Here is a 25,346-nt window from a genome sequence, read left to right as displayed (position 1 = left end):
TCACGGGCTTGTGATCCGCGCCAAATCCACTATGATCGCGCGCGAAATCTTCCCGCGAAAACCGGCCCGGATTCGCGTGTAAGGTGCTCACCCACCACCGCAGGGACGCGGTTTCAGTGGGCATAAGCCTTGCACGATCCGATCTCTACCCCAACCAACTGTTTCGAGTTGACCCCCATGCGCCTGCCGAACTGGCCTCTGCCCGGCCAGATTCACGCCCGTCTGACCACCCTGCCCGCGCCCGTTAAGCGCGGCCTGAAAAATGGTGTCTTCGCCGCCCTGTTCGTGCTGATCCCGGCCTTTCTGTTTCTCGCCTTTTTCAATCCGTGGGTGCTCGACCCTAAGCGCATCGGCTGGCTGATGGAGGCCGACTGGGGCCAGCACTTCCTCGGCTGGAACGCCTTTCGTCACGTCGCCTGGTCGTCGTTCAACCACGAAGACCTGCTCTATCACCCGACGGGCCTGAGCGTCATCTATACCGATTCCAATCCGCTTTTCGCCTTTATCTTCAAACCGTTCCGCAGCCTTCTGCCCCAGCCCTTCCAATATATCGGCCTGTGGTTCGCCTTCTGCGTGGCGATGCACTTCATCTTCGCCTTCAAGCTGATCCGCCCGCACGCCCCGAATCGCTGGGCGGCACTGGGCGGTGCAGCCGTTTTGTCGGCCCTGCCCTGCCTCTATTACCGTGAGCGCCATGACACTTTGATGGCGCAATGGCTGCTTTTGTGGGGCCTGCACCTGTTCATCAATGTGGCTGAGGCCCGCCCTGCGCCCGAAGGCGAAACCGAAACCCGCTGGCAGCGTTTCCGGCGCGTGCTCGATCCCAAAACGCGCGGCTATATGGCGCTGCTGGGCGTCACCGGCCTGATCCACCCCTATCTTCTGTTCATGGTGGCCGCCATCTGGAGCGGCGACGTGCTGCGCGTGGTGTGGCCTGCGGCGCGCAAACTGGATCGCAAGGCGCTGTGGGGCGGGGTCTGGCGCGCTGTCGTCGTGCTGGCCTGCCCGATCATCACGCTGGGCATATCGGGTGCCTATGAACGCGGCCAGAGCCCGGCGGCGGGCGGTTTTGGCTATTATTCGATGGGACTGGACGCCCTGTTCAATCCGGTGCGCAGCGAATTTTCGGCCATTCTCAAGGCGTGGCCGCTCGATGGCGGACAATCGTTCGAGGGCTATCAGTATCTCGGCTTCGGCCTGCTCTGCCTGCTGGCCGTGGCCGTGGCTTTGTATATCCTCACGCCCGAAGCCAAGACAGCCAGGCCGGTTCTGGCCCGCCTCAAGCCGCTGACCCTGCCCTTTCTGGCCCTGTTCCTGATCGCCCTGTCAAACCACGCCCAGATTTACGGCTATACGATCTGGAATTTCCGGCTGCCCCAACAACTGGTTTCCATCGCCGGCATCCTGCGCGCTTCGGGTCGTTTTTTCTGGCCGATCTCCTATTGCATGATCGCGGCAGCCCTGATCGTGCTGTTCAAGAGCCGCCCGCGCACCATCGCCATCGTCCTGCCCGCCGTCCTGCTGATTCAGGCCTATGACATCAATGGTCTGGCCGCCACCTTGCGTCAGGCTACGGGGCTGGCCGCCAGCAATCAGGCCTATTACCAGACGCCAAGCCCGCTGTGGGACGAACTGGTCAAGCGCTCGACCGGCATCGACTTCTATCCGGTCAATGTCCATTTCAACGACAAGCTGTTTTACGAACTGACCTATCGCGCCACCACGGCGGGCAAGCCGGTCAACACCATGTATCCGGCGCGCGAAAACCTGATTCAGCTCGCCCATGAATATCTGGGTGAGGAATCGTTCCGTGATGGCAATGTCAATGCCAACCATCTGTTCGTCTTCCTCAAACAGTGCGATGCGCCCGCCGCCCTGCAATCGCGCCTGCGCATGGTGGACGGCGTATGGATCATCCCGCCCGCCGACGCCGCCGATCTCAACCTGCCCAAGCCGCAATGGAGCCCGATCCCCTCCGAAGTGCGCTTTGGCTGGCTCGATCAGGGCACCTGCCTGCTCGAAGGCAACTGGTCGCGCCCGGAATATGACGGCGTCTGGACCGAGGGCCCGCAGGCCGGTGTCGTCATCCCGATCAAGCACGTCAAGTTCGACACCGCCACTCCGCCCAAGGCGCTCGACCTGAAACTGAGGGCGCACAGCCGCAAGACCATGCTGGTCAGCGTCATGGTCAATGGCGTCAAGGCCGGAGAACTAACCATCGGCCGCGTCACAGCGCAATATACGGTGCATCTGCCCAAATCGGTTTTGCGCGCCACGACGCTGAAGGTCAGCTTCCTCGTCAAACCCGATCAGGACGGCGGCAAAACCCAGCCCGCCACCACCGTGGCCAAGGTCACCGGACGCGCCGCCGGACGCGGCACGATCACCGCCGTGCCGGACAAGGCCAGGGCGCTCGGTATCAAGCTGATCGACCTGCGCCTGGTGGATGCGGCCACCGCGATCGAGACAGGTCAGTTGAGCGGCTGACCGGTCTGCGCACAGGGCCTTTCAGAATTGTGTTTCAAAATGAACGGTTTCGCTTTATAAGAGGCGCAAGCCATGCGTCTGTGCGCCGCGAAAAGCGGTCGCCCCGCCTGCCTCAAAAATTGAACGTCTGACCCGACCGGTTGCAGCCACCCTCAACCGCCGTTGGGTTTTTGTCATTCCTCTGGGTGGAATAAAGCTATAATCGCACATGGAAAAAGTGCCGATGACCGTCGCGGGCTACAAGGTTCTCGACGATGAACTGAAGCGTCTGAAGTCAATTGAGCGCCCCACCGTGATCGCCGCCATCTCAGAAGCGCGCTCGCATGGCGACCTGTCTGAAAACGCAGAATATCACGCCGCCAAGGAGCGTCAGGGCTGGATCGAGGGGCAGATTGCCGACATCGAGGACAAGATCAGCCGCGCCCAGGTGATCGACGTTTCCAAGCTGTCCGGCAACCATATCAAGTTCGGCGCCACCGTCACTGTGGTCGATGAAGACACAGAAGAAGAAGGCCGCTATCAGGTGGTCGGCGACCATGAGGCCGATGTGAAGGCGGGCAAGATCTCCGTCTCGTCGCCCCTGTCGCGCGCCATGATCGGCAAGGAGGTCGGCGATGTGGTCGAGGTGGTGACACCCGGCGGCGTTAAGGCCTATGAAATCCTCAAGGTCGAGTGGCTTTAATCTCTCACGAAGAAAGTTTTTGGCCGTTGGCCAAAATACTTTTTCGTGGCATCGATACGGACAAAGACTTGCTCGGGACGGCCCGTCGCAAGTCTTTGGCTTTTGACAGGCAGATTTCATGGCCACACCGCTGACCATCTGGGTTGTGTCCGATGGACGCGCCGGGATCGAAAATCAGGCGCTCGGTCTGGCCGAGGCCGTGACGCATCTCACACCGGCCGCCATTACCGTCAAGCGCCTGCGTTACCAGCCCCTGTTCGACCGCTGGCCGACTGCGCTCAAACTGTGGCCCGACGCCATGCTGGCGCGCGACAGTGACCGGATTGACCCGCCATACCCCGATATATGGATAGGCTGCGGGCGGGCCAGCCTGCCGCACGCCTTGCGGATGCGCCAGCGTTCGGGCGGACGCAGTTTTGTGGTGCAGCTTCAGAATCCGCGCCATGATCCGCGTGCCTTTGATCTGGTCATTGCCCCCGAACACGATCACGTCAGGGGCGGCCATGTGCTGTCACTGATCGGCTCCACCAATCGCGTCACACCTGAACGGCTGACCGAAGCCTATGCCGACTGGCGCGAGCGTATCGAAGCCCTGCCCCATCCGCGCGTCGCGGTGCTGATCGGCGGGCGCTCAAAAGCCTATGATCTCGATGCTGATCATGCCGCCATTATCGCCGGAGAAATCCATAGCGCGGTTAAGCAATCGGGCGGCAGCCTGCTGCTCACCGTGTCACGCCGCACGCCATCTGAGGCCAGCGCCATCCTCATGGCGCGTTTGGGTGACCTGCCGGGCATCCTGCATGATGGCAGCAAGAGTGATCCATCCGGCAATCCCTATTTCGCCTTCCTGCACGCCGCCGATCATTTTCTGATCACCGAAGATTCGGTCAATATGGCCACCGAAGCCGCCGCCACCGGCAAGCCGATCCAGATTATTTCGCTGGTCAGGCGCTCGCTGGCGTCCGGCGAAAAGTTCGAGGACTTCCACGAAACCCTGCGCGCTCACGGTGCCGCGCATCCGTTCAATGGCCGCCTTGCCGGCGCACCCTATGCGCCGCTCGCTGAAACCCAGCGCGCCGCGCAGGTCCTGCTGGAGACTTACCGGCAAAAGGCCGGAGAATTATCGACGGGCTGACGCTTTACAGATGACAAGCGGGCGCGGGGTTCCTATTTAACCTGCGTTAACAATTATCGATTCAGGTGCCTTCATGTCTGCTCCCCGCCCCGTTCGCTGCGCCATTATCGGCACCGGCCCTGCCGGCTGGACCGCCGCCATCTATGCGGCGCGCGGCCTGTTATCGCCGGTCATCTTCACCGGCCCGCAGGACGGCGGACAACTGACCATCACCACCGATGTCGAAAACTATCCCGGTTTTGCCGAGGTGGTGCAGGGGCCGTGGCTGATGGATCAGATGCGCGCCCAGGCCGAACATATGGGCACGGAAATCATCGCCGAAATCGTCACCGAAGCCGATCTGTCGCAGCGGCCCTTCCTGCTGAAAACCGAAAGCGGCGCGAAGTTCCTGGCCGAAACCGTCATCATCGCCACCGGCGCTCAGGCCAAGTGGCTGGGGCTGGACTCGGAAAAAACCTATCAGGGTTTCGGCGTTTCGGCCTGCGCCACCTGCGATGGCTTCTTTTATCGCAACAAGGTGGTGGCTGTGGTCGGCGGCGGCAATACGGCGGTCGAAGAGGCGCTGTTCCTGACCAAGTTCGCCTCGAAAGTCTATCTGATCCACCGCCGCGATACGCTGCGCGCTGAGAAGATTCTGGTCGAGCGCCTGATGGCCGATCCGAAGATCGAGCCGATCTGGAATGTGGCGCTTGACGAAATTCTCGGCGAAACCAATGCCTTCGGCGGCATGGGCGTCACCGGCGTCCGTTTGCAGGACGTGCACAGCCATCAGCACCGCGTCGTTGATCTCGACGGCGTCTTCATCGCCATCGGCCATGCGCCTGCCTCATCCCTGTTTGAGGGCCAGTTAGAGACGAAGCAGGGCGGCTATCTCGTCGTCGAACCCGGCACGCCGAAAACGGCTATCAAGGGCGTCTATGCGGCGGGCGATGTCACGGATGATGTCTATCGTCAGGCCGTCACGGCGGCGGGTATGGGCTGTCAGGCGGCGCTGGAAGCCGTGCGCCTGCTGGCCGAGGAAGACCACCACCATAGCCAGATAAGCTTTGCCGACGTGGCCGAAGAAATTTCACATCAGGGGCTTGAACGCCAAAAAGCGGCCACCAAATCATAGGCGAAGGCGCCGCTCACAGGGCCTTCTTGAACCGCAGCATTGCCTTTTCAGGAATGTGGATGCCGTTCAAAATTAACCCTTTGCAGGAATGACCCGCTTCAGGGAACGCCTGCAAGGCCTCGCTTATGTTTAAGGAGAGCCCCTATGCGTACTGCTATTGATTTTTCCCCCCTTTACCGTTCCGCCGTCGGTTTTGACCGTCTGGCCACTTTGCTCGACAGCGCCGCGCGCACCGATGCCGCGCCAGGCTGGCCGCCCTATAATATCGAACGCCTCGCCAAAGAGACGGAGGATCAGGGCGACGCCTACCGCGTTGAAATCGCGGTCGCCGGTTTCCGCCCCGACCAGCTCAATATCGAGGTCAAGGAAAACGTCCTGACCATTACCGGCAAGAAGGACGCCGAAGACGGCAACCGCACCTTCCTGCATCGCGGTCTGGCCGAACGCAGCTTCGAGCGCCGTTTCCAACTGGCCGACCATATCAAGGTGACCGAAGCCGAACTGGCCAATGGCCTGCTGTCGATCACCCTTACCCTCGAAGTACCCGAAGCCAAGAAGCCCAAGACCATCGCCATCAAGACGGCGACACCACCCGAAGCGCCGGTCTTGCAGGCCGCCGAGTAATCTCCCGATCCTCCCCCCTGAACTTGCCCCCGGCGCTCTCCGCGCCGGGGGTTTTTCATGCGGCCCCCGTCATCACATATTGCAGGAAAGCGAAATCGGCCTCTGTCATCTCGATCAGACCGAAGCGCAGGGCATAGCCCCAGTTCGGCGTTTGGGTGAAATCGAGCCAGTCGAGCAGCGGGCGAATCGGCTGATCATCGGCTTCCAGCCAGTCGATGTCGCGGCGAAACATGCCGCTATCAGCGAGATAGGCGTCGCCCGGCCTGATGAAGCCGATGGCGGTGAAGCTCTGGAAACCATCCTTTTGCGCCATTTCCTGCGATGGCGAATAGCAGACCACGCCATCGCCGGGTGACAGGCGGCGCAAAGGCGCGGCCCTGCCGTGCCCCGCCTGCACGAAGCCCCCGCCCTGTCCGCGCCGGACGTGTTCGGCGCAGGCCACCACCAGCCAGTAACGGCGAGGCTGTGCCAAACCGACCTGATCCTGCGAATATGTCAGAAACTGCAAATCGTCCATCACCCTCTCCTTGCATAAGAAGAGAGCCTAACCGTTTGTACTGTCAGATTTTGTCAGGAGGCGATCTTGCCGCGCAGGCCGATACAGGTGACGGTTTCGAGGGCTTCGAGATTCATCGAAGCGCCTTCGAGATTGGAGCGCGACAGATCCGCGCCGTCCAGACGGGCCAGTTTGAGATCGGCATGGCTGAAATTGACGCCGCGCATCCGCGTTTCGCGCAGGTCGGCGGGCAATTTGCGCGTGGCGTCGATCATCAGCGCCCCGAGCCTGGCACCGGTCAGGTTGGCGCCATCGAGCCGCGCCTTATAAAGCCTGACGCCGCGCAGATCGGCCCCTTGCAGATTGCAGTTGCGCAGGTCGGCCTCTTCGAGATGCGCGCCCTGAAGCTGCACATGGCGCATATCAAGCCCGTAAAACACCGCCCCCTTGGCCGATAAGGCGGCCAGATTCAGGCCGCTAATACTACCCAAGGCGCGCAGATCGGCCTTGTCGAAAATCGACGGCGTGCCTTCGCGTCCCAGACTGTCCACCCATTTGGCGTGTTCGTGCAGCATATCGCCATAGGGCAGGCTCTTGATGTCGGTGCCGACCACCTTATCGGTCAGAACCCCTGTCATATCGGTTTGCGAGGTGCGCCACATATCGGTCTTGGCCCCGATCAGCACCGCGTCTTTCAAGGAAGCGCCGGACAGATCGGCACCCGAAAGATCAGCCCCGCCCAGATCGACATTATCCATGATCGCCTGTTTGAGATTGGCGCGCACCAGCTTGCATGAGCGCATGGTGGCGTCGGTGAAATCGGCCTTCATAGCCTGAATGCCCGACAGGCGCGAGCGCTCCAGATTGGCTCCGCGCAGATTGGCATAGGTGGCTTCCGAGCTGCGCATCGAGATTTCGACATAGGCCAGACCCGACTGCTTGTCGGGCAGGGCCAGCGCGCCTTCGCGCAGATCGGAATCCATCAGGTCGGCACCGCTGAGATTGGCGCCGCGCAATGAGGCGCCGCGCAGATCGGCGCGCTTCAGGCTGGCCCCGCTCAGATTGGTCAGTTGCAGGTCGGCGCAATAGAGATTGCAGGTATCGAGAATGGCCCCGCGCATGTCGCAATCGGTCAGGATGGCGGCGGAGAAATCGGCGTCGGTCAGGTTGCGTCCGCGCAGATCGAGGCCAGACAAATCACACCAGGCGAAGACGGCGCGCGATCCGCCCGGCTTCATGGCGCGCAACCGCTCATGCTTGACGCAGATGGCATCCACCTGCGCCTGACTCATTTTCGTATAGCGCTGTTCGCCGGCGGTGGCGTTCATGAATGGCTTTCGTATCGGTCGTTGGTCAGTTCAACCCTTCGCCTCAAAGTCTGCCACAGAAACCTTAAATTTTAACTTCGTTTGTCAGCCAGCCACCTGTCAGCAGGGCAGCGGCCAGATCGGAGTTTTCCGCTACGCCCAGCGTGCGATAGCCGTGTGCGGCGCAGGCGCGCAGTTCGGCCTCCAGATCGCTGTCAGGCGCGGCCTCGAACATGGCGTCAACGCCATCTGTGCCCAGACGCAGCAAGGGCAGGCCCGTGGCGAGATAGTGCACGAAACCGGCGATCAGAGGTGCGGCCTCATCGGCCAGAAGCCCGGCTTCGACCACCACGCCTGCCGCTTCCATACGCAGGACGCCCTGCTGCGCAGCATAGGGCGACGGATCGGCGCAGGCCAGGACCACGCGCGCCATGCCTGCCTCTATCAGCCTGTGCGAACACGACGAAGCACCGCTCGAACGCTCGCCGCACGGCTCCAGCGTCACATAGGCCGTGGCCCCGCGCGCCGCATCGCCTGCCAGCTTAAGCGCCTGCTCCTCGGCATGGGGCCTGCCACCATCGCCCGTAGCGGCTTCAGCAATGATGACGCCGTCCCTGACGATCACGCAGCCCACCGTCGGATTAGGCCAGGTGCGGCCAAGCTGCGCCCGCGCCAAGTCGATAGCGCGACGCATGAAGCCTGTGTCCTGCCCCCTCTCCCCACCTGAGGGGAGAGGGTTGGGGTGAGGGGTTGCTTCCATCATCTCCAACCTCGCCGGATAAAACCAAAATTCATAGGATTCGACGGCTGTCGTGATACGGCCTTCGCAGATAGCGAGAATTGTATCCAGAATAACAGATTTATCTTGCAGTACATCACCCGACCAGAAGCGCGCTACCGACCAGCCCTGATCATGAAGAAAAGCATCGCGCACCACATCCTGCCGATTGTCGATATGCTGGCTGCCATCAATTTCCACAACCAGGTGGCAATCCGGGCAGGCGAAATCCGCGATATAGGGCCCGACAGGCAACTGACGACGAAACTTGAGGCCATTGAGGTTACGATTGCGCAGAGCCAGCCATAACTGTGCTTCGGCAATATTATCGCCCTTGCGTAATAGGCGGGCCACAGATGTCAGTCGTGATCGTCGTCTTGTCATGATGATCCCAACCTACCCCTCACCCGGCTCGCGGGCTCGCCACCCTCTCCCCTCAGGCGGGGAGAGGGGAGGTGGTGCATTTTGAATTTTCCCTCTCTCTTTTTAAGGGGAGAGGGTGGCCCGTCAGGGCCGGGTGAGGGGTTCTTTACATCACACCCCGTAAGCGGGCAGCGGATTGGCGCGGGCCTCGTCGAGATATTGCGCGGAAAGCGGCTTCAGATGGTCATCAAGCCGGATCACCAGCGGATTGCCGGTCGGCACTTCCACATCGAGAATGGCCTGTTCCGACAGGTCAAACAGCGATTTCAGAATGGCGCGGATCGAATTGCCGTGCGCCGCCACCAGCACCGTCTTGCCCGATTTAAGCCTGGGCGCGATCTCGCCTGCCCACATCGGCAAGACGCGGTCGAGCGTCGTTTTCAGGCTTTCGGTATCGGGCAGATTCGCCCCGGCATAGCGGCGGTCGCCCTTGAAATCATAGGCGCTGGCCGCTGCGAGCGGCGGCGGCGGCACATCATACGAACGGCGCCAGATCTTGACCTGCTCATCGCCGTGCTTGGCGGCGGTTTCGGCCTTGTCGAGCCCGGTCAGGCCGCCGTAATGACGCTCGTTCAGACGCCAGTCCTTGATGACCGGCACAAAGCTCTGACCCGCGGCTTCGAGCGCCAGATTGCAGGTACGGATGGCGCGGGTCAGCACAGATGTATAGGCCTGATCGATCTCGATGCCCTGCGCCTTGATCAGTTCGCCGCCGCGCGTGGCCTGCGCCTCGCCCTCCGCCGTCAGATTGACATCCACCCAACCGGTGAAGCGGTTTTCAAGGTTCCACTGGCTCTGGCCGTGGCGAAGAAGAACGAGGGTGGGCATGAGGCGGCTCCATTTTGCTATCCGCCCCCGCTATAAGGTTTCAGCCCTGCACATGCAAGGCGTCGCCGGGACGGATCGTGCCGCCCCTGACGATACGGGCATAGATGCCGCAATCGCGGTGGCCGTAAGCCTGCCACAGGCCTGTACAGACATCGACATCGCGCACGGCGCTGTCGGGATTGACGTGGGTAGCGACGCAGCGTTCGATCGGCTTCAGCACCTCAAATTCCGGCCCCTCTTCGCCGACGCGCAGATGCCTGCCGACCCAATCATGATCCTCGAAGGCCGACAGCCCTTCCAGCCAGATATTGGCGCGCATTCGCACAGGATCAAGCTCGACGCCCAGCCTCTGGCCCAGATCGCGCACAGAATTGAGATTGAGAAACGACACAAAGCCCTTGCCGGAATCGGTGAAGCGGAAATGGGTCTGCGTATGCTCATAGGCCGGGGCGGTCAGAAGATGCAAAGGTGCCGCCACCGGATCATAGTCTTCATGGCGCGCCAGCACGGTTTCAACGTGGCGCGCCAGGGCCTGTTGACCAGCAGGGTCACTCATGGCGAAACGCCACGCCTTGCCATCCTCATCCGTCAGTTCGAGAACACCCCCCACCTCGTCATAACGGGTGTGCATACGTGCCACGGCCGGGAAACGCGCTAGCACAGCGAAGCGCATCTTGGAGATGACTTTGGGCGCATCGGCGTCAAATCCCGAAGGCCCGACCTCCAGTGCGAACAAACGGTCGAACGGAAAGAAATCCCCAGCAAACAGAAGGGCTTCGGCCACCGGCTCCGGCGTGAATCCCTTGATCGGGTGCCGCCACAGATTTGAGACAACCCCCGCTGCGCTCATCCGAACTCTTCTTCCAACATGGCCAGCCGTTCGGCCTGATCCTCATTGATCAGCGCATTGATCATCTGGGCCATCTCGCCTTCCATGAATTGCGGCAGATTATAGAGGGTCATATTGATGCGGTGATCGGTGACACGGCCTTGCGGATAATTATAGGTGCGGATGCGCTCGGAACGGTCGCCCGACCCCACCTGCGATTTGCGCGCATCCGAGCGGGCCGTATCAAGCGCCGTGCGCTGCATATCGTAGAGCCGGGCCTTCAGATTGCGCATGGCGATCTGGCGGTTCATGTGCTGCGATTTTTCCGAGCTGGTGGCCACGATATTGGTCGGTAGGTGGGTGATACGCACCGCTGAATCGGTCTTGTTGACGTGCTGTCCGCCCGAACCCGAAGCGCGATAGGTATCGATGCGAATATCCTTGTCGAGGATTTCGATCTCGACATCCTCGACCTCAGGCAAGACGGCGACCGTGGCCGCCGAGGTGTGGATACGTCCGCCCGCTTCGGTGGTCGGCACGCGCTGCACGCGATGCACACCCGATTCAAACTTCAGCTTGCCGAACACGCCATCGCCGGTCACCGAGGCGATGATTTCCTTGTAACCGCCGGCATCGCCTTCGGACACGCTGTCCACCTCGACGCGCCAGCCTTGCAGGGCGGCATAGCGCGAATACATGCGAAACAGATCACCGGCGAACAGAGCCGCTTCATCGCCGCCCGTACCGGCACGCACTTCCAGAATGGCCGAGGCGTTCTCGTCCTTGTCCTTGGGCGCCAGCAACAGGGCCACGCCGCGCTCCAGATCGGGCAGGCTCTCTTTCAGTTCCTGAAGCTCATCCTCGGCCAGAGGCGACAGTTCAAGATCGTTCAGCGCCACCATCTCCTGCAATTCCGGCACCTGACGGCGAGCCCGGATCAGTTTCTCGACGGCCTCGCAGACGGGCCGCAGTTCGGCGTGCTCCTTCGAGAGCTTCACGATCTCCGTGCCGTCGGTGGCGGATTCCATGCGCGCCTCGATCATGCGGAAGCGGTCCATGACCTGATCGAGCTTGGCTTGGGGCAGATGCATTTAAGAAAATCTCGTAAGTACCGGAAGCGCCCTGCCTAATCCTATTTCGGATAGGTTTCAATGAAGCTTTGCCGCTTTTCGAGCGCATCCGTCAGCGTCGCCACCTTGGGCGCGAGGCCGCGCCAGTCGATATGCGGATAACGAAACGTCGTATAGGTGCCCGCCACCGCTACGGTCAGAGCGCCCATGTCGAAAACATCGGGTGCCGGGCAAATGGCCTCCAGCGCCGTAAAACCACGCACCAGATTATCTTCCCAGCGCTTCAGCCAGAAGGGCGAGCGTTCGTTTTCCGGGCGGCGGTTTTCCAGCACCATGCGTACATTCATCTCGATCAGGCCGTTGGCGGCGGCCTCAAGGCGGCGCACGGCCCAGAAGGCCTGGCTGTCGGGGGCGGGCAGCAACTTCGCGTCACCCTCGCCCTTCGCATCAAGCCAGGCGCAGATCAGAGCTGAATCCTGCCAGCAGACGCCGTCATCATCGGCCAGCGCCGGAATCTGCGCCACCGGATTAACGCGGGTCAGGTCAGCCGGGCTTTCCAGGGCCACGGTGAAGACCTCTTCGGTGCGGGCAAGCCAGCCGCATTCGCGCACAACGATGCGCGCCTTGCGGGCAAAAGGGGAAGCGGAATTGACAAAAAGCTTCATGAGCAGACCTCGGCATGAATTGGAAACCGCTTACTGAACCCAATACCGCGCAAGGTCAAGCAGAGGCAGGCGCATGTCTCATATTGAAAACCTTAACATCAGATTAAATAATGAAATCATGCATTTGCCTTAATTTAAGACTTCTGCGTTATTCTAAAATTGAGAAGAGAAGACTTGCCTCAGAATGAGAGCCTGGTGACAAAGAATCCGAGTGAATTAAAGCTGCTGGCGCCTATGGCTCTGATCGTCATCGTGGCGGTCTGCGCCCTGGTCGGCAGCCTGTGGATATGGGCCGATCAGGCCGACGCGCTGTCGCGGACACGCGAGCAAACCCTCGTCAGGCTGGGCCTCGATCAGATCGCCGATAATCATGCCCAACTGATGACGCCGGTCACCATCAACGACGACGCGGTCAAAAACACGGCAATCAGCTATAATCCGGCATGGATCAGCAAAAATATCGGTCGGCATTTTCATAACTTCCTCAATTTCGAAACCAGCCTGATCCTTGATGATACCGGGAAGGTGATCGGTGCCTATCATAATGCCCGTCCCACCGATCCCAGAGAGGATGAAAAACTCGCCGCCCGCGCCGCTGGCCTGATCGATAAGCTGCGTCGAATCCATGCCCAGCGCATAGCCTCCGGCCTGCCGTCCAATGCCGACAGCGACCATATCGGCCGTCTGATGACTTTCGATGGCCAAATCTATATCATCGGGGCCTCGCTTATCCTGCCCGACAGCACCGACTCAGCCCTGCAAACGGCGAAACCCTTTGCCGTCGTGGGCCTGCACGCCCTGACCAGCGCCGAACTGTTGCGCCTGTCGCAACACTATATGGTGCCTGGCATTCATCTGCTGAAGCCGGGCGAAACACGTTCGAAGAGAGCCGCTTCGGTCGAATATCGTGAAGACGGCACCGGCCATCCCGGCGGACGGAGTCTTGCCACGCTGAGCTGGATGCCGGACGCCCCCGGCCGCACGCTTTTCATGCACGCGCTCGGCCCGGTATTGCTGATTTCGCTGGGCTTAGGTGTGATCGCCATCATCCTGCTCCACCAGACCCAGAAGGCGGCGCGCGGCCTGGTGGCTTCGGAGGCCAGGGCCAAGCACATGGCCCTGCACGACGGCATGACCGGCCTGCCCAACCGCACCCTGTTCGCCGACCGGCTGAATCAGGCCACTGAACGGCTCAAACGACAAGGCGGCCATGTCGCCGTCATGTGCATCGGGCTTGACCGCTTCAAAGATGTCAATGATACGCTGGGCCATCTGGCTGGCGACGAACTGATCCGCCACAATGCCCAGAAAATCAGCGGCATCATCCGCTCATGCGACACGCTGGCCCGTCTGGGCGGCGATGAGTTCGTCATTATCCAGACCGATACCGACGCGCGCGCCGCCGCCGCCCTGGCCAAGCGCGTTCTCGAAACCCTGACCGGCAAGGTGACCCTCGAAAGCGGCCAGGTCTTCTCGTCGTGCTCGATTGGCGTCACCCTGCTGCACGACGGCGACATTGAGCCCGCCGAAGCCCTGCGCCAGGCCGATCTGGCCCTGTACCGCGCCAAGGATCTGGGTCGCGGCCAATACGCCTTTTTCGAAATCGAGATGGACGCCACCATCAAGCTGCGCAAAACGCTGGAAACGGGTCTGCGCGAAGCCATCCACGCCGACGACATCGATGTGGTGTATCAGCCGCAGGTCGATCATTTCGGCCATATTGTCGGTATCGAAGCCCTGTGCCGCTGGACGCACCCGACACGCGGGCCGGTGGCCCCCGGCTATTTCATCCCGCTGGCCGAGGAGTGCGGCCTGATGAACGATCTCGGCCACCTGATCATGCGCCGCGCCATGCAGGACGCCCATCGCTGGCCCGGCCTCAAGGTGGCGGTCAATGTGTCGGCCACCCAGATGCGCTGCAAGGGCTTCCTCGCGGGCCTCAAGGAATTGCTGGCCGAAACCGGCACGCGCGCCGAACAGATCGAGATCGAAATCACCGAAGGCGTGCTGCTCAATGATGACAGCACCACCCAGATCGTGCTGCGCGACCTGCGCCATATGGGCTTCACCATCTCGCTCGACGATTTTGGCACCGGCTATTCGTCGCTCGGTTACTTAAGCCGCTATCCGGTCGATAAGATCAAGATCGACCGTTCTTTCATCTCCAATCTCGGCGTCGATCCCGAAGCGGAGGCGGTGATCCGCGCCATCATCAAGCTGGCGAAGGCGCTGAACCTCAATGTCATCGCCGAAGGGGTGGAAACCCGCGCCCAGAAGACCATTCTGCGTCAGGCGGGCTGCAATATCATCCAGGGCTTTTTGTTCTCGCGCCCCGTGGCCGCCGAAGCCATCGATGAGATGATGCGCAATGAGGGCCGCCTGACCATCCATGACGGCGGTGCGCCTGAAGCGCCGCGCGCCAGGGTCAAGCTGTCGCCCAGAATGCCGAATTAAGGCTTTTGGCCACGAAACGAAGTTCGCGCAGCGCCTTGCCAATGCCTCTCGAAGGATTTGTTTGAACCACGGAAAACACGGATCGCCACATGGCGGCGTCAGGCAGATGGGTTATGCTGTCATTATATAGCCAAGGCCATGAGTCTGTGTTTTCCGTGTTTTCCGTGGTTCACATCTTACTGCCGGTTTAACCGAACAGATCGTGGCTTTGGCTTCGCCGAACTTCGTTTCGTAGCCAAAATCTGACGTTTATAGCGTTTCGGCGTGGGCCTCGACCAGACCGACAATATGCTCGATCATGTCGTCATTGGAAAGCTTGTGATCGGGCTTGCCGGCCATATAGACCATGCCCGAACCCGCCCCGCCGCCGGTGAAGCCGACATCTGTATAGAGCGCCTCACCGGGCCCGTTGACCACGCAGCCGATGATCGACAAAGACATCGGCTTGGCGATATGGGCCAGCCGTTCTTCCAGCCTGGCCACCGTTTCGATGACGTTAAAGCCCTGACGCGCACATGACGGGCAGGCGATGATATTGACGCCGCGATGGCGCAGGCCCAGTGATTTCAATATGTCGAATCCGACCTTGATCTCCTCCACCGGATCGGCGGCCAGTGACACGCGCAGCGTATCGCCGATACCGGCCCAGAGCAGATTGCCAAGCCCAATGGCCGATTTGATCGTGCCGGTGCGCAAAGGCCCCGCCTCGGTGACGCCGATATGCAGCGGGCAGTCGATGGCGTCGGCCAGTTGCTGATAGGCGGCCACGGTCAGGAAAACGTCCGATGCCTTGACCGAAATCTTGAACGCGTGGAAATCATGGTCGCGCAGGATATTGGCGTGATAAAGCGCACTTTCCACCATCGCTTCGGGACACGGCTCGCCATACTTGTCCATCAGGTCTTTTTCGAGCGACCCGGCATTGACGCCGATGCGCATCGAGCAGCCATAATCCCGCGCCGCCTGCACAACCTCCCTCACCCGCTCGGCTGAGCCGATATTGCCGGGATTGATGCGCAGGCAGGCCGCTCCCGCCTTGGCCGCCTCGATGGCGCGCTTATAGTGGAAATGGATGTCGGCCACGATGGGCACTTGCGTGTTTTGCACGATGGTTTTGAGCGCCGCCGTCGATTCGACATCGGGGCATGACACACGCACAATATCGGCCCCCGCCTCTTCCAGCGCCGCGATCTGGCGCAAAGTGGCCTGGGCGTCCGAGGTCAGGGTATTGGTCATCGACTGCACGGAGATCGGGGCATCACCGCCCACCGCCACCTTGCCCACCATGATCTGACGGCTTTTGCGCCGCTCAATCGTGCGCCACGGACGCACCTGGGTGTGATTGCGGTCGTCGGGGTGGTGGCTGTCCATAATCGTGCAAAACTCGTATTGAAAGGCCTGAGCCTTATATCAGGGTCTTATATCAGGGCCTTATATCAGATTAGGCCATCCACGTCACAAGCGCGGCTTCAAAAAATATTACGGCTGAACCGCCGCAGCCGGGGCCGACGCCGAAGAGGCCGTGGCGCTGGCCGCGGGCGGCGCGGCCTTGCGCACGGCGGGCAGATAGGGGATCGGGCCATCGGACTTTTTCGGCAGCACCGGCTGCACCACCGGGGCGGGCGCAGGCGCGGATCGGCCAATAATCTGACCCTCCTGCGCCTGACGGGCATCGAGCGCGCTGGCAAGCTGGACGGCGCGCGCATTGAGCTTGGCCACCTGGGTGACAGGCGCGTCGAGCATTCCGGCAAATTCGCCATTATAGTAGATCTCGAACGCCGTGGGATCGGACACATCGACCAGCACATCCTGCTGACTGTTGTCCGGTATGCGGTACGCCTCGCCCGCCATGAGCTGATGCACGAAATAGATGGCCCCGTCGGTGGCGCGCAGCACCAGGTTGACGCTCTTGGTGGCCTGAATCGTCACATTCGAATTCTCCGGCTCGGCACCATACACAGCGCCACGCGGATTGAAGGCCTTGCGCATTTGCAGCACGTCCTGCACCGGCACGGGCGCGGCCTCGCTCGAATCATTTTCCGCCGCAATTGAGGCAAAACCCGCTTCGAGGCCGGGCGTGACATAGGGGGTGGGAATATCCTGATCCTTGGGGGCGTCGCCGGGTCGCGTGACGTAAATCGCCCCGTCATGGATCAGCGGCATACCCGGTGCCCACGAAGAGGCGTCCATAGCGGCCATCTGCGCCCTGGCGCCGTGGCCCGCCGTCTGGCGCTGCAAGACGTTCCAGATGAAGATACCGGCCACCAGACAACCGGCCACGATCAGATAGAGGCGGTAATTGGGTTTGACGTCTTCGAGCGAGGCACCCGATGGAGCCTGAAGGCGCACAGTCTGATCGGACACTTCGCGGCGGAACATATCGGCCAGGGTTTCTTCATCCAGCCCCAGCGCCTTGGCATAGGCCTTGACATAGCCCAGCGCAAAGGCGCGCGGCGGCAGCACATCATAGGCCGCCTGCTCCAGCGCCTCCAGATAGTTGCGGCGCACGCGCGTGATGTCGGCCACCTCGTCGAGGCTCCAGCCCAGGGCCTCGCGCTTTTCGCGCAGGATTTCGGCCAGATCGAAGCGATCCGGCTGATGGCCACCTTCTGCGCCCAGCAACGGACGCTGCGCCCCGCGATAGAGCCCCTCATAGGGCTCATCTTCGATAATACCGGGCGTATCGCGCAGGCCTTCGGACGGCTCCATGTCCGGTGGTGTCAGATCCGGTGGCGTCAGGTCAGGTGGCGGGGTCTTGGACGTGCTCATATTGCCTCGACTACATGCGCCCCGACACAACCATAGCCACCGCCAAGAATCAACCGGCCATCGGCTTTCCAATTGCCCTCAGGGTCAAGTCGCGCTAAGACCGGACAGGATCAGGAGTTAAGCGAACATGCCGGCAGCATTCGACGACTTATGGATCGGTCAGGTGGCCTCGATTGGCGCGGGCGTGATTTCCGAAGACGAACTGACCGCCTTTTGCAAGGGCTATGCGCCGCACTGGGACCCGGCTGACGGCCTGCCCGATGCCCTGATCTTTACCCTGTGGTCGAAGCTGGAAACCGAGGCCTCGCTGAGCTGGCCGCAAACCAAGCGCCTGGCCGTCGATGCCCTGCGCTGGTCGCGCAATCCGCCGCCCGGCGAACTGCTGCGCGGACGGCTCACCGTCATGGGCAAGGACGCCGTGGGCGACACCAAGGGCGTGGTCATCGCCCAGAACGACCTGCTCGATGAAGCCGGTCGCCTTGTTTTTTCATGCCTGACGCGCTCGATCTTCCAGCGTATGCCAAAAGCGCCGATTGAGTAGCACCCTCCTCCCTGCGCGAAGCGTGGGGAGGTGGCAGCGAGCGCAGCGAAGGTGACGGTGGGGTAAAGAGGGCCGCGTCTTCCGCCGCAATTCCGAATGCCGGTCGAGCGCCACAAACAAAAAAGCTCCGGACGCTGCCGGAGCTTTTTCTTATTTAACCTGTTGATCACCTTAGTTGGCGACGGGCTGGTTGTTGTTACGCTCGATGGTGAGCGCGATCAGACGATCCCAGGCCAGCAGCGAATTGAGGTGGGCATAGATGTGGGTCAGCGCGCCATTGTCGCGCAGTTCCACCAGCTTGTCGCCGGTCAGTTCGCCGAGCTTCTTTTCATCGACCGCGAAATATTCGGCGATCTTCTGCGGTTCACCCGCCGAACCGTCCGGGTTTTGCGGACGGTAGATGGTTTCGCGCGGTGCCAGCAACTCCAGGTCACGCAGCAGCTTGACGAAGGATTCGGTGCGCCGGCGCTCGTTTTCGAAATCCGAGCAGAACTGCATGGCGTTATCGACATAGGGCGTAGCCTTGCCGTCGGCGAAGAAGGCAACGTCGGGATTGGTTTTCACCACCATCGGCGCCGAAGTGTCGATGCACAGGATCATGCGCTCCTGGCCTTCGTCATTGGCGAAGACGAACGGATAGCGGCGCGCAAACGCCGGCAGGTAGGAATCCGACCGGAACGCGCCTTCGGGCGACACGAAGACGTTCTGACCGGCCGACAGGCCCATCGCCGCCACCGGCATGAAGTTTTCACCGATGAAGACGATCGGATAGCTGAGCGAAGCCGCCGGAAATTCCGAAACGGTCAGCGGCACGACATTGGTTTCGGCCACGAAGGCGTGCGGATTGGGCACAGACTTGATGCCCATGGCGGCGTGCGCCTCAGGGTTCAGCGGTTCCGGCGACTTGTAGAAAAGGACGTTTCCTGAGAGCGTAGCGTCGTTGGTGGGTTCTTGGGCCATGTTTTTTAAGCTTATGTTGAAAGACAAACGAATGAAGCTTCTAGCGCATGGCTTAGGATGCGGCAAGCCTTGTGACCGAAGGCGTTAAAAGTCCTTGCTTAAGCCCACGAAGACGCCACGGCGCGGCCCCCATTGCGGCGCGCCCACCCCGATGCCGCCGCCATCGCGGATTTCATAGGCGCGGTCGAACAGATTGGTGACATCAAGCCGAACCGTAATGCCACGCGCGAAATCATGGCTGACCGAAGCATTGACCTGAGTATAGGCCGGCAGGCGCGCGCCGTTGGGGATGAAGTCCGGTGCGCCGCCGTCGGTGCGCAAACCGCTGCCATAGATGGCATCAAGCGACACATGGCTCTTGCCGATCCGGTAGGTGACGCCCATCGAAGCCGATGTCGTCTGGTTATGATCGACATAGATAAAGTGATCGGCGGCATAGGCCTGATCTTCGGGTGAGAAATTGAACTGCGACGACACGATCTGGCGGCCCTTGGCTTCGGAAACCGCGTAATTGGCATAGGCGGTCAGCGGGCCGTTTTCGTAATTGGCCGTCAGTTCCACGCCGGTATTGCGGCCGTATTTGTAGTTGAAGGGCGTCAGGATAATCGGCGCCCCGAACTGGCCTTCGTCAAGCAGATAGCGCGCCACGCGGTGATAGGCATCAAGACCCAGAGTCAGGTGCGGGCCAAAGCGCTGCTGCACGCCCAGGTCATAATAGTTGTCGCGCTGGGCATAGGGCAGGTCGTTCTGGCCCGACAGATCGAACGAGGTGCCCGCAAACAGCGCCTGGGTCTGACCGGCGATCAGTTCATAGGGTGGCGGCGTGAAATAACGCGCATAGCCACCATGCAGGGTCAGGCCTTTGAAGCCTTCTGGCGTCCAGACAAAATTGATGCGCGGGCTGAGCTGATCTTCGCTGCGATAGGAATCGAGCTTATCGTAACGCAGGCCGTAATTGAGCGTAAACCCGGTAAAGGCGATCCATTCATCCTGGACGTAAAGGCTGGTAGTGGCTGAGGATTTCGCGCCATTATCAACAATCACCACCGGCGTATCGGAGGTTTGCGCGCCTGAGCCATCCAGATCGAACACATGGCTGGTGGTGCGCGACACGCTGCGGTCGCCGCTTAAGATCAGACCGGCGCGCAGGGTGTTGCGCGGCGTGATCGTCCATGCCCCTTCGGCCTGCAAGCCCACCGATGTGTCGCGCTTGTCAGCAGCCTGGCTGACACCATTAAAGGCCAGTTCGGCGTCCCAGTCAGGATAATAGGTCAGGCGCGAGGCGCGGGCGAACAGCGACACCTGGCCGGTAAAATCGCCGGTCGTTTTCAGATAGGAGACAATCGCGTAATCGGTGGTTTCCTTCTGATGGCTGTCGAGTGCGTTACTGCTGAAACTGTCAACGCCATTGACCTGATAGCCCGCGCCGTCATCGACCGAATTAAGCCCCGGCGTATTCGGCAACTGGAACGACTGGTCCGACACCCCGCCCATCACCGAAATACGGCTCGTATCATCAAGCAGGTGATCATAATAGCCAAAGCCCATAATCTGCGCTGTGCGGTCGTGCAGAGGCGTGCCCGTATTGTAAGGCGCTTCGATGCCAAGCTGCGACTGTTCATAGCTGAGCGAGCCGAAATAGGTATCATTGCCGTGGCTGCCGCCATAGGTGATACTGGGCTGGTAAAGGCCGTGACTGCCGCCATAGAGCGACATCGTACCGCCATTCTTGATGCCCGACTGGGTGGACATATTGATCACCCCCGCCGTGCGCAGTCCGTACTGGGCAGGCAGGGCTCCGGTCACCAACTGGATGCTGGCGGCAAAGCGCGGGCTCAGCACATCGCCAAAATTGCTTAAGCCTTCCGGCAAGATGACGCCGTTCAGCCGGTATTGCAGACCATTATGATCGCCGCGCACATGAAGCTGGCCGTAAGAATCCTGCGTCACGCCCGGCGCCTGCAAAATCACCTGATTAAGCCCGACATTATCGCCACCTGGCAGAGCCTTCACCATAGCCTGCGGCAGGGTATAGGTGGAGCCGCCGACATCGGGCTGGATCGTGTCGCGCGCCGCATCGAGCCTGCGCGCCCGCACGATGACCTCGGTGGGCCTGTCATCTCCTGATTTGTCATCAGTCTGCGCTGTCGCACTCCCTGAGTCTGCCGGGGTCGACGTCTGGGCCTGGGCAAGCCCGGCACCAAGCGCCAAAAAAGAAGCGCCAGCAAGGACAAGATGGCGGAAAGTGGGTGACATGCGGCAGGCTCCGGCGAATATGTTGCGTTGCCACATCTGTTATGTAATATTGTAACCATCGTCAAGCCGGTTTGATACATTATTACACTTTGTTCGGCTATTTTGCACGCTTCCCGCCTGCGACACCCTCTGCCGTTGCGAAAAGTTGCAACTCGTCCTACTTTAGAGGGATGAGCCATCTATGCGAACATACCCACGATCACGATCATGACCTGAAACCGGTCGATAAGGCCGCGCGCCTGCTGGAGGCCCAGGCCCTGTGCGTCGATTCCGGCGAGCGCATGACCACGTCGCGCCTGCGCACCTATGAGCTGATCCTCGAGGCCAGCGGCCCGATCAAGGCCTATGATGTCATCGACCGTTTCCACCCCGATGGCGCGGCCAAGCCGCCCACCGTGTACCGCGCCCTCAGCTTCCTGGAGCAGATGGGGCTGATCCACCGCATCGAGAGCCTCAATGCCTTCGTGGCCTGCGACACACGCGATCACGCCCATACGGCGGGCTTTTTACTGTGCGAGTGCTGCGGCTCCAGCGAGGAAATCGCCCTGCCGACCCTGGCCGACATCGAGGCCAGCGCCGCGCGCAACGGCTTTCAGGTGACGCGCGTCACCCTGGAAGCGCGCGGGCTGTGCCGCGCCTGCCAGACGGCGGGCTGACACAATCCGGCGTGAGAGCGCTTCCCTTACGGATGCGCTTGTAACGACTCAGAAGCCGCGCTTATAGAGGTGACGTGATCACAATCTGAAAGCGCCGCATGTCCGCCGCCACCCTGCAAAACCTCGATCAGGCGTCCCTGCATCATATTCTTGAACTGCACACCATGTTCAAGGCCCGGCGGCCCGGCGACCGTATCGCCAATCTCAGCTATATCGACCTGACCGGCGTCAAGCTGGAAGGCGTTGACTTAAGCGACGCCAATCTGACCGGGGCGCGGCTCTACGGGGCGGCCTTGCGCGACGCCAATTTCATCCGCGCCAATCTGTATGGTGCCGATCTGCGCAATGCCGATATGCGTTTTGCCCGCCTTGATCGCGCCGATCTGCGCGGGGCCTGCCTGCGCGGGGCCAACCTGACCGCCGCCAGCCTGATCGGCTGTGACCTGCGCGAAGGCAGTATTGCCTTCAAGGACGAAAAGCAGGGGCTGCGCCTGATGAAGCACGAAAAGCGGCCGGGCGAACTCGATTACGCTGTCCTGACCGGGGCCGACCTGTCGGGGGCGCGCATGAACGGCACCCAGGCCGTCGCCACCGATTTCCGCGACGCCAATCTGAGTGGCGCGGTCATGTCGCAGGCCAAGCTGCGCAAGGCCAATCTGTCGAGCGCCAATCTCAGCGGCGCCAATCTGACCAGCGCCGACCTGACCGGGGCCGATCTGACCGACGCCATCATGGTCGATACCACCACGGCGGGCTGCAATTTCAGCGAAGCCGACAAGACCGGCGTGCTCGATGGCCCGCAACCGGTCTATATCGACGATCACCCGCTGATCGAATGCATCGCCAGCCACGAGGCCTGGGTCAAAACCGGTGGCGCACAAGGCACGCGGCAAATCCTGAACGGCGTCGATTTCCGCCTGGCGGACGACCTGCGCAAACGCAGCCTGTCCACGCTGGAGGCCGAGAATGGCGTCTTTTTCGGCCTCGATCTGAGCGGTATCGAGATGCAGGGCGCTAATCTCGTCAATGCCGATCTGCGTCGCTGCAATCTGAGCGGGGCCGATTTACGCGGCGCGCGCCTGATCGGTGCCAAACTCGGCCACGCCAATCTCGAAGGAGCTAATCTCGGCCCGCTCGAACTGGGCGCAGGCCGCATCCTGCGCAGCGATCTGTCGCGCGCCCGCCTGCCCTATGCCAGCCTGATCAATGCCGACCTGACGCGGGCGCGCATGTTGGAAGCCGTGCTCGATCATGTCCGTGACAAGGGCTGTAACTACACCCTCACCGAGCGCGCCTGATCGAATGTACCTGAAACCTATACCCAGCGCTTGGCGCGGAACCACCAGACCAGCGCCACCGCAATGGCGAACATGATGATCAGCGACGCCCAGAAGGCATCGGGATTGTGCAAAAAGGGCATGTGGTCGAAATTCATGCCGTAGATCGATGCGATCAGGGTCAGCGGCAGAAACACCACCGAGGTGACCGAAATCACCTTCATCACCGAATTCTGCTCGACATTGATCAGGCCCAGCGCCGCATCGAGCAGAAAGGCGATATTGCCCGACACATAGGTGGCGTGGTCACTTAGCGAAGCCACGTCCTGGCTCATCGTATGCAGGCGATCCTGAAAATCCTGGCTGCCGGTCGCCTTGCCGCGTGTCAGGGCCGGATCAAGCCCGGCGGCGAAGGCGGTCAGGCGCGCGAAGGTGACGAGCGAATCGCGGATCTTGACGATGTCGTTCTGGGCATTGCCAAGCTGGATCAGTACGTCTTCCAGCCGCTTGTGACGGCGCGACGTGAAGATCGAGCGCGACAATTCGTCGATGCCGCCCTGCGTCTTTTCGATCAGGTCGGCGGTGCGGTCGATGATCACATCCAGCAGATTGAGGAAGGTAGCCGGCCCATCAGCGCAGAGGAGCGGCTGCTTGAGGGTGTGATCGCGGAAAATGGTGAAAGAGGCCGGCTCGACATAGCGGATGGTGACGAGACGCTGCCCGGCCAGCACAAAGGTGACCGGCCCGCTCTGCAAATGGGCCTGCCCGCCGAAAAAGACGATCTGGGCGGTCATGAAGGCCGCTCCGTCTTCGAGATAGAGCCGGCTCGACGCTTCGATCTCGGCCATGTCTTCGCGCGTCGGCAATTGCACGCCGAGTCGCGCCTCCAGCTTCAGCTCTTCATCGCGTACCGGCTTGAGCAGGTCGATCCAGACCGTGTCCGGCCAGGTCGCTTCCGACAGAGCCGCGTCCGCCTGATGGGGATCGGTGCAGATTTCCGCGTCGCGGCCCGCCGCATACAGACTGAACATGTTGCCCCCGGTGCATGGCGGTTGATCGGAAAGCCCTGTACAGGCTGTGGCCGGGCCACGCAATCAGCTTTGATCAGGTGTTATCGGGGCCTGGCTGCGTCGCGGGCCTTAGCGATGACGCAAGCCGGGATGATGACGGCGTTTGGCATGGCTTTCCGCTGCTTTTTTAGCGTGGGCCTTATGGCTAACGGACTTGAGCACAGGCTTTGGCGAATCATCGGGCGCATCATTATCGATCTGCGCCACCAGTTGGGCGGCGGCCTTGCCCTTGACGTGGGCCGATACTGTGACCGGCCTGGCCTTCGCATTCAGGAAGCCTTGCGTATTACCGGGCGTGAGCGCGGCTTTCAGCTCATCCGGTATCGATGCCGGCGTATCCGTGACGGCCACCTGAACCGGGGCGGCCATTGGTGATGTCTGCGGCTGGGTTTCGGGCTCGGCCACCTTTTGCGGCGTATTATTATAGATGAAGCCATAGGTGTCATAGACCGTGGTGCCGAGGTCGTTCAGCGGGCCGTACCACACCTTGACCTTGCTCCAGTCGCCCTTGTCGGACACGTCGAGCACATTTACGTGATCTTCCACCTGACCCCGGCGGCCATTGATCGGCGACCAGTTGGCATGGGTAACCTGGATGTAGCGATTGGTGATAATTTGCGTCACGACCGCAACATGGCCGAGGCGCATCTTGCCCTGCGGACGGAAGACGAGAACCGCGCCGGGCTTGGGCGCATGGCCTTCATCATACTTGTCGGTCGCCTTTTCCCACCAGGTCCAGGCATCGCCGAAAATCTGGATTCCGCTTAACTGACGGGCAAAGGTAACGCATTGCAAATAAGGGGTTGAGGCAGAAACATGGTGCGAAGAACGGGCTTTCGCATGGCTCACCGTCCGCGCATAAAGCGGACTGGCAGTGCATAGGGTGATCATGGCAAAAGCGAACGCCGACACGGTTTTTTTCACG

At 61.1% G+C, this 25,346-nt stretch carries 22 protein-coding genes and 1 pseudogene; 9 read left to right on the top strand and 14 right to left on the bottom strand.

Features of this window, described 5'->3' with window-relative positions; all coding sequences use genetic code 11:
* Positions 1-129: 129 nt before the first annotated feature.
* From QB905_RS13010 to QB905_RS12990, 5 genes are all read left to right on the top strand, one after another.
* Positions 130-2,487 (top strand): DUF6311 domain-containing protein, encoded by a 2,358-nt coding sequence (locus QB905_RS13010; RefSeq protein ID WP_282975451.1) that lies wholly within the window; start codon positions 130-132, stop codon positions 2,485-2,487.
* A gap of 208 nt (positions 2,488-2,695) precedes the next feature.
* The gene (greA, locus tag QB905_RS13005; protein ID WP_282975450.1) at positions 2,696-3,169 is read left to right on the top strand and encodes a transcription elongation factor GreA; all 474 of its coding nucleotides are present in this window, start codon (positions 2,696-2,698) and stop codon (positions 3,167-3,169) included.
* A 118-nt stretch (positions 3,170-3,287) separates the two neighbouring features.
* Entirely contained in the window at positions 3,288-4,304 is a 1,017-nt protein-coding gene (locus QB905_RS13000) for a mitochondrial fission ELM1 family protein (RefSeq protein WP_282975449.1), read from the top strand.
* Between the two features lie 73 nt (positions 4,305-4,377).
* The gene (gene trxB, locus QB905_RS12995; RefSeq protein WP_282975448.1) at positions 4,378-5,418 is read left to right on the top strand and encodes a thioredoxin-disulfide reductase; all 1,041 of its coding nucleotides are present in this window, start codon (positions 4,378-4,380) and stop codon (positions 5,416-5,418) included.
* 144 nt (positions 5,419-5,562) lie between these two features.
* Entirely contained in the window at positions 5,563-6,042 is a 480-nt protein-coding gene (locus QB905_RS12990; RefSeq protein WP_282975447.1) for an Hsp20 family protein, read from the top strand.
* A 55-nt stretch (positions 6,043-6,097) separates the two neighbouring features.
* Here QB905_RS12990 and QB905_RS12985 read toward each other — a convergent pair whose 3' ends face one another.
* From QB905_RS12985 to QB905_RS12950, 8 genes and pseudogenes are all read right to left on the bottom strand, one after another.
* Positions 6,098-6,559, bottom strand: coding sequence for an EVE domain-containing protein (locus QB905_RS12985; RefSeq protein ID WP_282975446.1), 462 nt, complete (start codon positions 6,557-6,559; stop codon positions 6,098-6,100).
* Between the two features lie 53 nt (positions 6,560-6,612).
* Positions 6,613-7,866 carry a pentapeptide repeat-containing protein gene (locus tag QB905_RS12980; protein ID WP_282975445.1) on the bottom strand — a complete coding sequence of 418 codons (1,254 nt, stop codon included), beginning with the start codon at positions 7,864-7,866 and terminating at the stop codon, positions 6,613-6,615.
* Between the two features lie 64 nt (positions 7,867-7,930).
* A complete protein-coding gene (locus tag QB905_RS12975; protein WP_349252582.1) occupies positions 7,931-8,605 on the bottom strand; it encodes a bifunctional diaminohydroxyphosphoribosylaminopyrimidine deaminase/5-amino-6-(5-phosphoribosylamino)uracil reductase RibD in 675 nt (224 codons plus the stop codon).
* Between the two features lie 126 nt (positions 8,606-8,731).
* Positions 8,732-9,007, bottom strand: a pseudogene (locus tag QB905_RS15345) (endonuclease domain-containing protein); the annotation flags it as partial.
* Positions 9,008-9,157: 150 nt separating this feature from the next.
* On the bottom strand, positions 9,158-9,874 hold the full coding sequence (gene gpmA / locus QB905_RS12965; RefSeq protein ID WP_282975442.1) for a 2,3-diphosphoglycerate-dependent phosphoglycerate mutase: 717 nt from the start codon (positions 9,872-9,874) through the stop codon (positions 9,158-9,160).
* A gap of 40 nt (positions 9,875-9,914) precedes the next feature.
* Positions 9,915-10,724 (bottom strand): MOSC domain-containing protein, encoded by an 810-nt coding sequence (locus tag QB905_RS12960; RefSeq protein ID WP_282975441.1) that lies wholly within the window; start codon positions 10,722-10,724, stop codon positions 9,915-9,917.
* The gene (gene prfA / locus QB905_RS12955; RefSeq protein WP_282975440.1) at positions 10,721-11,794 is read right to left on the bottom strand and encodes a peptide chain release factor 1; all 1,074 of its coding nucleotides are present in this window, start codon (positions 11,792-11,794) and stop codon (positions 10,721-10,723) included. The genes QB905_RS12960 and prfA overlap by 4 nt, the downstream gene beginning before the upstream one ends.
* A gap of 41 nt (positions 11,795-11,835) precedes the next feature.
* A complete protein-coding gene (locus QB905_RS12950; RefSeq protein ID WP_282975439.1) occupies positions 11,836-12,438 on the bottom strand; it encodes a glutathione S-transferase N-terminal domain-containing protein in 603 nt (200 codons plus the stop codon).
* 195 nt (positions 12,439-12,633) lie between these two features.
* Between QB905_RS12950 and QB905_RS12945 the strand changes: the two genes are divergently transcribed.
* Positions 12,634-14,892, top strand: a complete 2,259-nt coding sequence (locus QB905_RS12945) for a putative bifunctional diguanylate cyclase/phosphodiesterase (RefSeq protein ID WP_282975438.1) — start codon at positions 12,634-12,636, stop codon at positions 14,890-14,892.
* 249 nt (positions 14,893-15,141) lie between these two features.
* Here QB905_RS12945 and ispG read toward each other — a convergent pair whose 3' ends face one another.
* Complete coding sequence (ispG, locus tag QB905_RS12940) at positions 15,142-16,263, bottom strand: flavodoxin-dependent (E)-4-hydroxy-3-methylbut-2-enyl-diphosphate synthase (protein ID WP_282975437.1); 1,122 nt, start codon at positions 16,261-16,263, stop codon at positions 15,142-15,144.
* Between the two features lie 108 nt (positions 16,264-16,371).
* Positions 16,372-17,661: a helix-turn-helix domain-containing protein gene (locus tag QB905_RS12935; RefSeq protein ID WP_282975436.1), complete on the bottom strand. Its 1,290-nt coding sequence runs from the start codon at positions 17,659-17,661 to the stop codon at positions 16,372-16,374.
* Between the two features lie 127 nt (positions 17,662-17,788).
* On the opposite strand from QB905_RS12935, the gene QB905_RS12930 reads away from it, so the two are divergent.
* Positions 17,789-18,202: an acyl dehydratase gene (locus tag QB905_RS12930; RefSeq protein ID WP_282975435.1), complete on the top strand. Its 414-nt coding sequence runs from the start codon at positions 17,789-17,791 to the stop codon at positions 18,200-18,202.
* 171 nt (positions 18,203-18,373) lie between these two features.
* Here the strand turns inward: QB905_RS12930 and QB905_RS12925 are convergent, their stop codons facing one another.
* Positions 18,374-19,162 carry a SapC family protein gene (locus QB905_RS12925; RefSeq protein ID WP_282975434.1) on the bottom strand — a complete coding sequence of 263 codons (789 nt, stop codon included), beginning with the start codon at positions 19,160-19,162 and terminating at the stop codon, positions 18,374-18,376.
* 84 nt (positions 19,163-19,246) lie between these two features.
* On the bottom strand, positions 19,247-21,418 hold the full coding sequence (locus QB905_RS12920) for a TonB-dependent receptor (protein WP_282975433.1): 2,172 nt from the start codon (positions 21,416-21,418) through the stop codon (positions 19,247-19,249).
* 170 nt (positions 21,419-21,588) lie between these two features.
* Between QB905_RS12920 and QB905_RS12915 the strand changes: the two genes are divergently transcribed.
* Together QB905_RS12915 and QB905_RS12910 are read left to right on the top strand one after the other, a co-directional pair.
* A complete protein-coding gene (locus QB905_RS12915) occupies positions 21,589-22,074 on the top strand; it encodes a Fur family transcriptional regulator (protein ID WP_282975432.1) in 486 nt (161 codons plus the stop codon).
* Between the two features lie 98 nt (positions 22,075-22,172).
* Positions 22,173-23,372 (top strand): pentapeptide repeat-containing protein, encoded by a 1,200-nt coding sequence (locus tag QB905_RS12910; RefSeq protein ID WP_282975431.1) that lies wholly within the window; start codon positions 22,173-22,175, stop codon positions 23,370-23,372.
* A 17-nt stretch (positions 23,373-23,389) separates the two neighbouring features.
* On the opposite strand, the gene QB905_RS12905 is transcribed toward QB905_RS12910, so the two are convergent.
* Both QB905_RS12905 and QB905_RS12900 read right to left on the bottom strand, forming a co-directional pair.
* Positions 23,390-24,382: a magnesium transporter CorA family protein gene (locus tag QB905_RS12905; RefSeq protein WP_282975430.1), complete on the bottom strand. Its 993-nt coding sequence runs from the start codon at positions 24,380-24,382 to the stop codon at positions 23,390-23,392.
* A 108-nt stretch (positions 24,383-24,490) separates the two neighbouring features.
* Entirely contained in the window at positions 24,491-25,345 is an 855-nt protein-coding gene (locus QB905_RS12900) for a CHAP domain-containing protein (RefSeq protein ID WP_282975429.1), read from the bottom strand.
* Position 25,346: the final 1 nt, after the last annotated feature.

This window comes from Asticcacaulis sp. EMRT-3 (assembly GCF_030027245.1).
Classification (GTDB): Bacteria; Pseudomonadota; Alphaproteobacteria; order Caulobacterales; family Caulobacteraceae; genus Asticcacaulis.
This window is presented reverse-complemented; position numbering and strand designations above follow the sequence as displayed.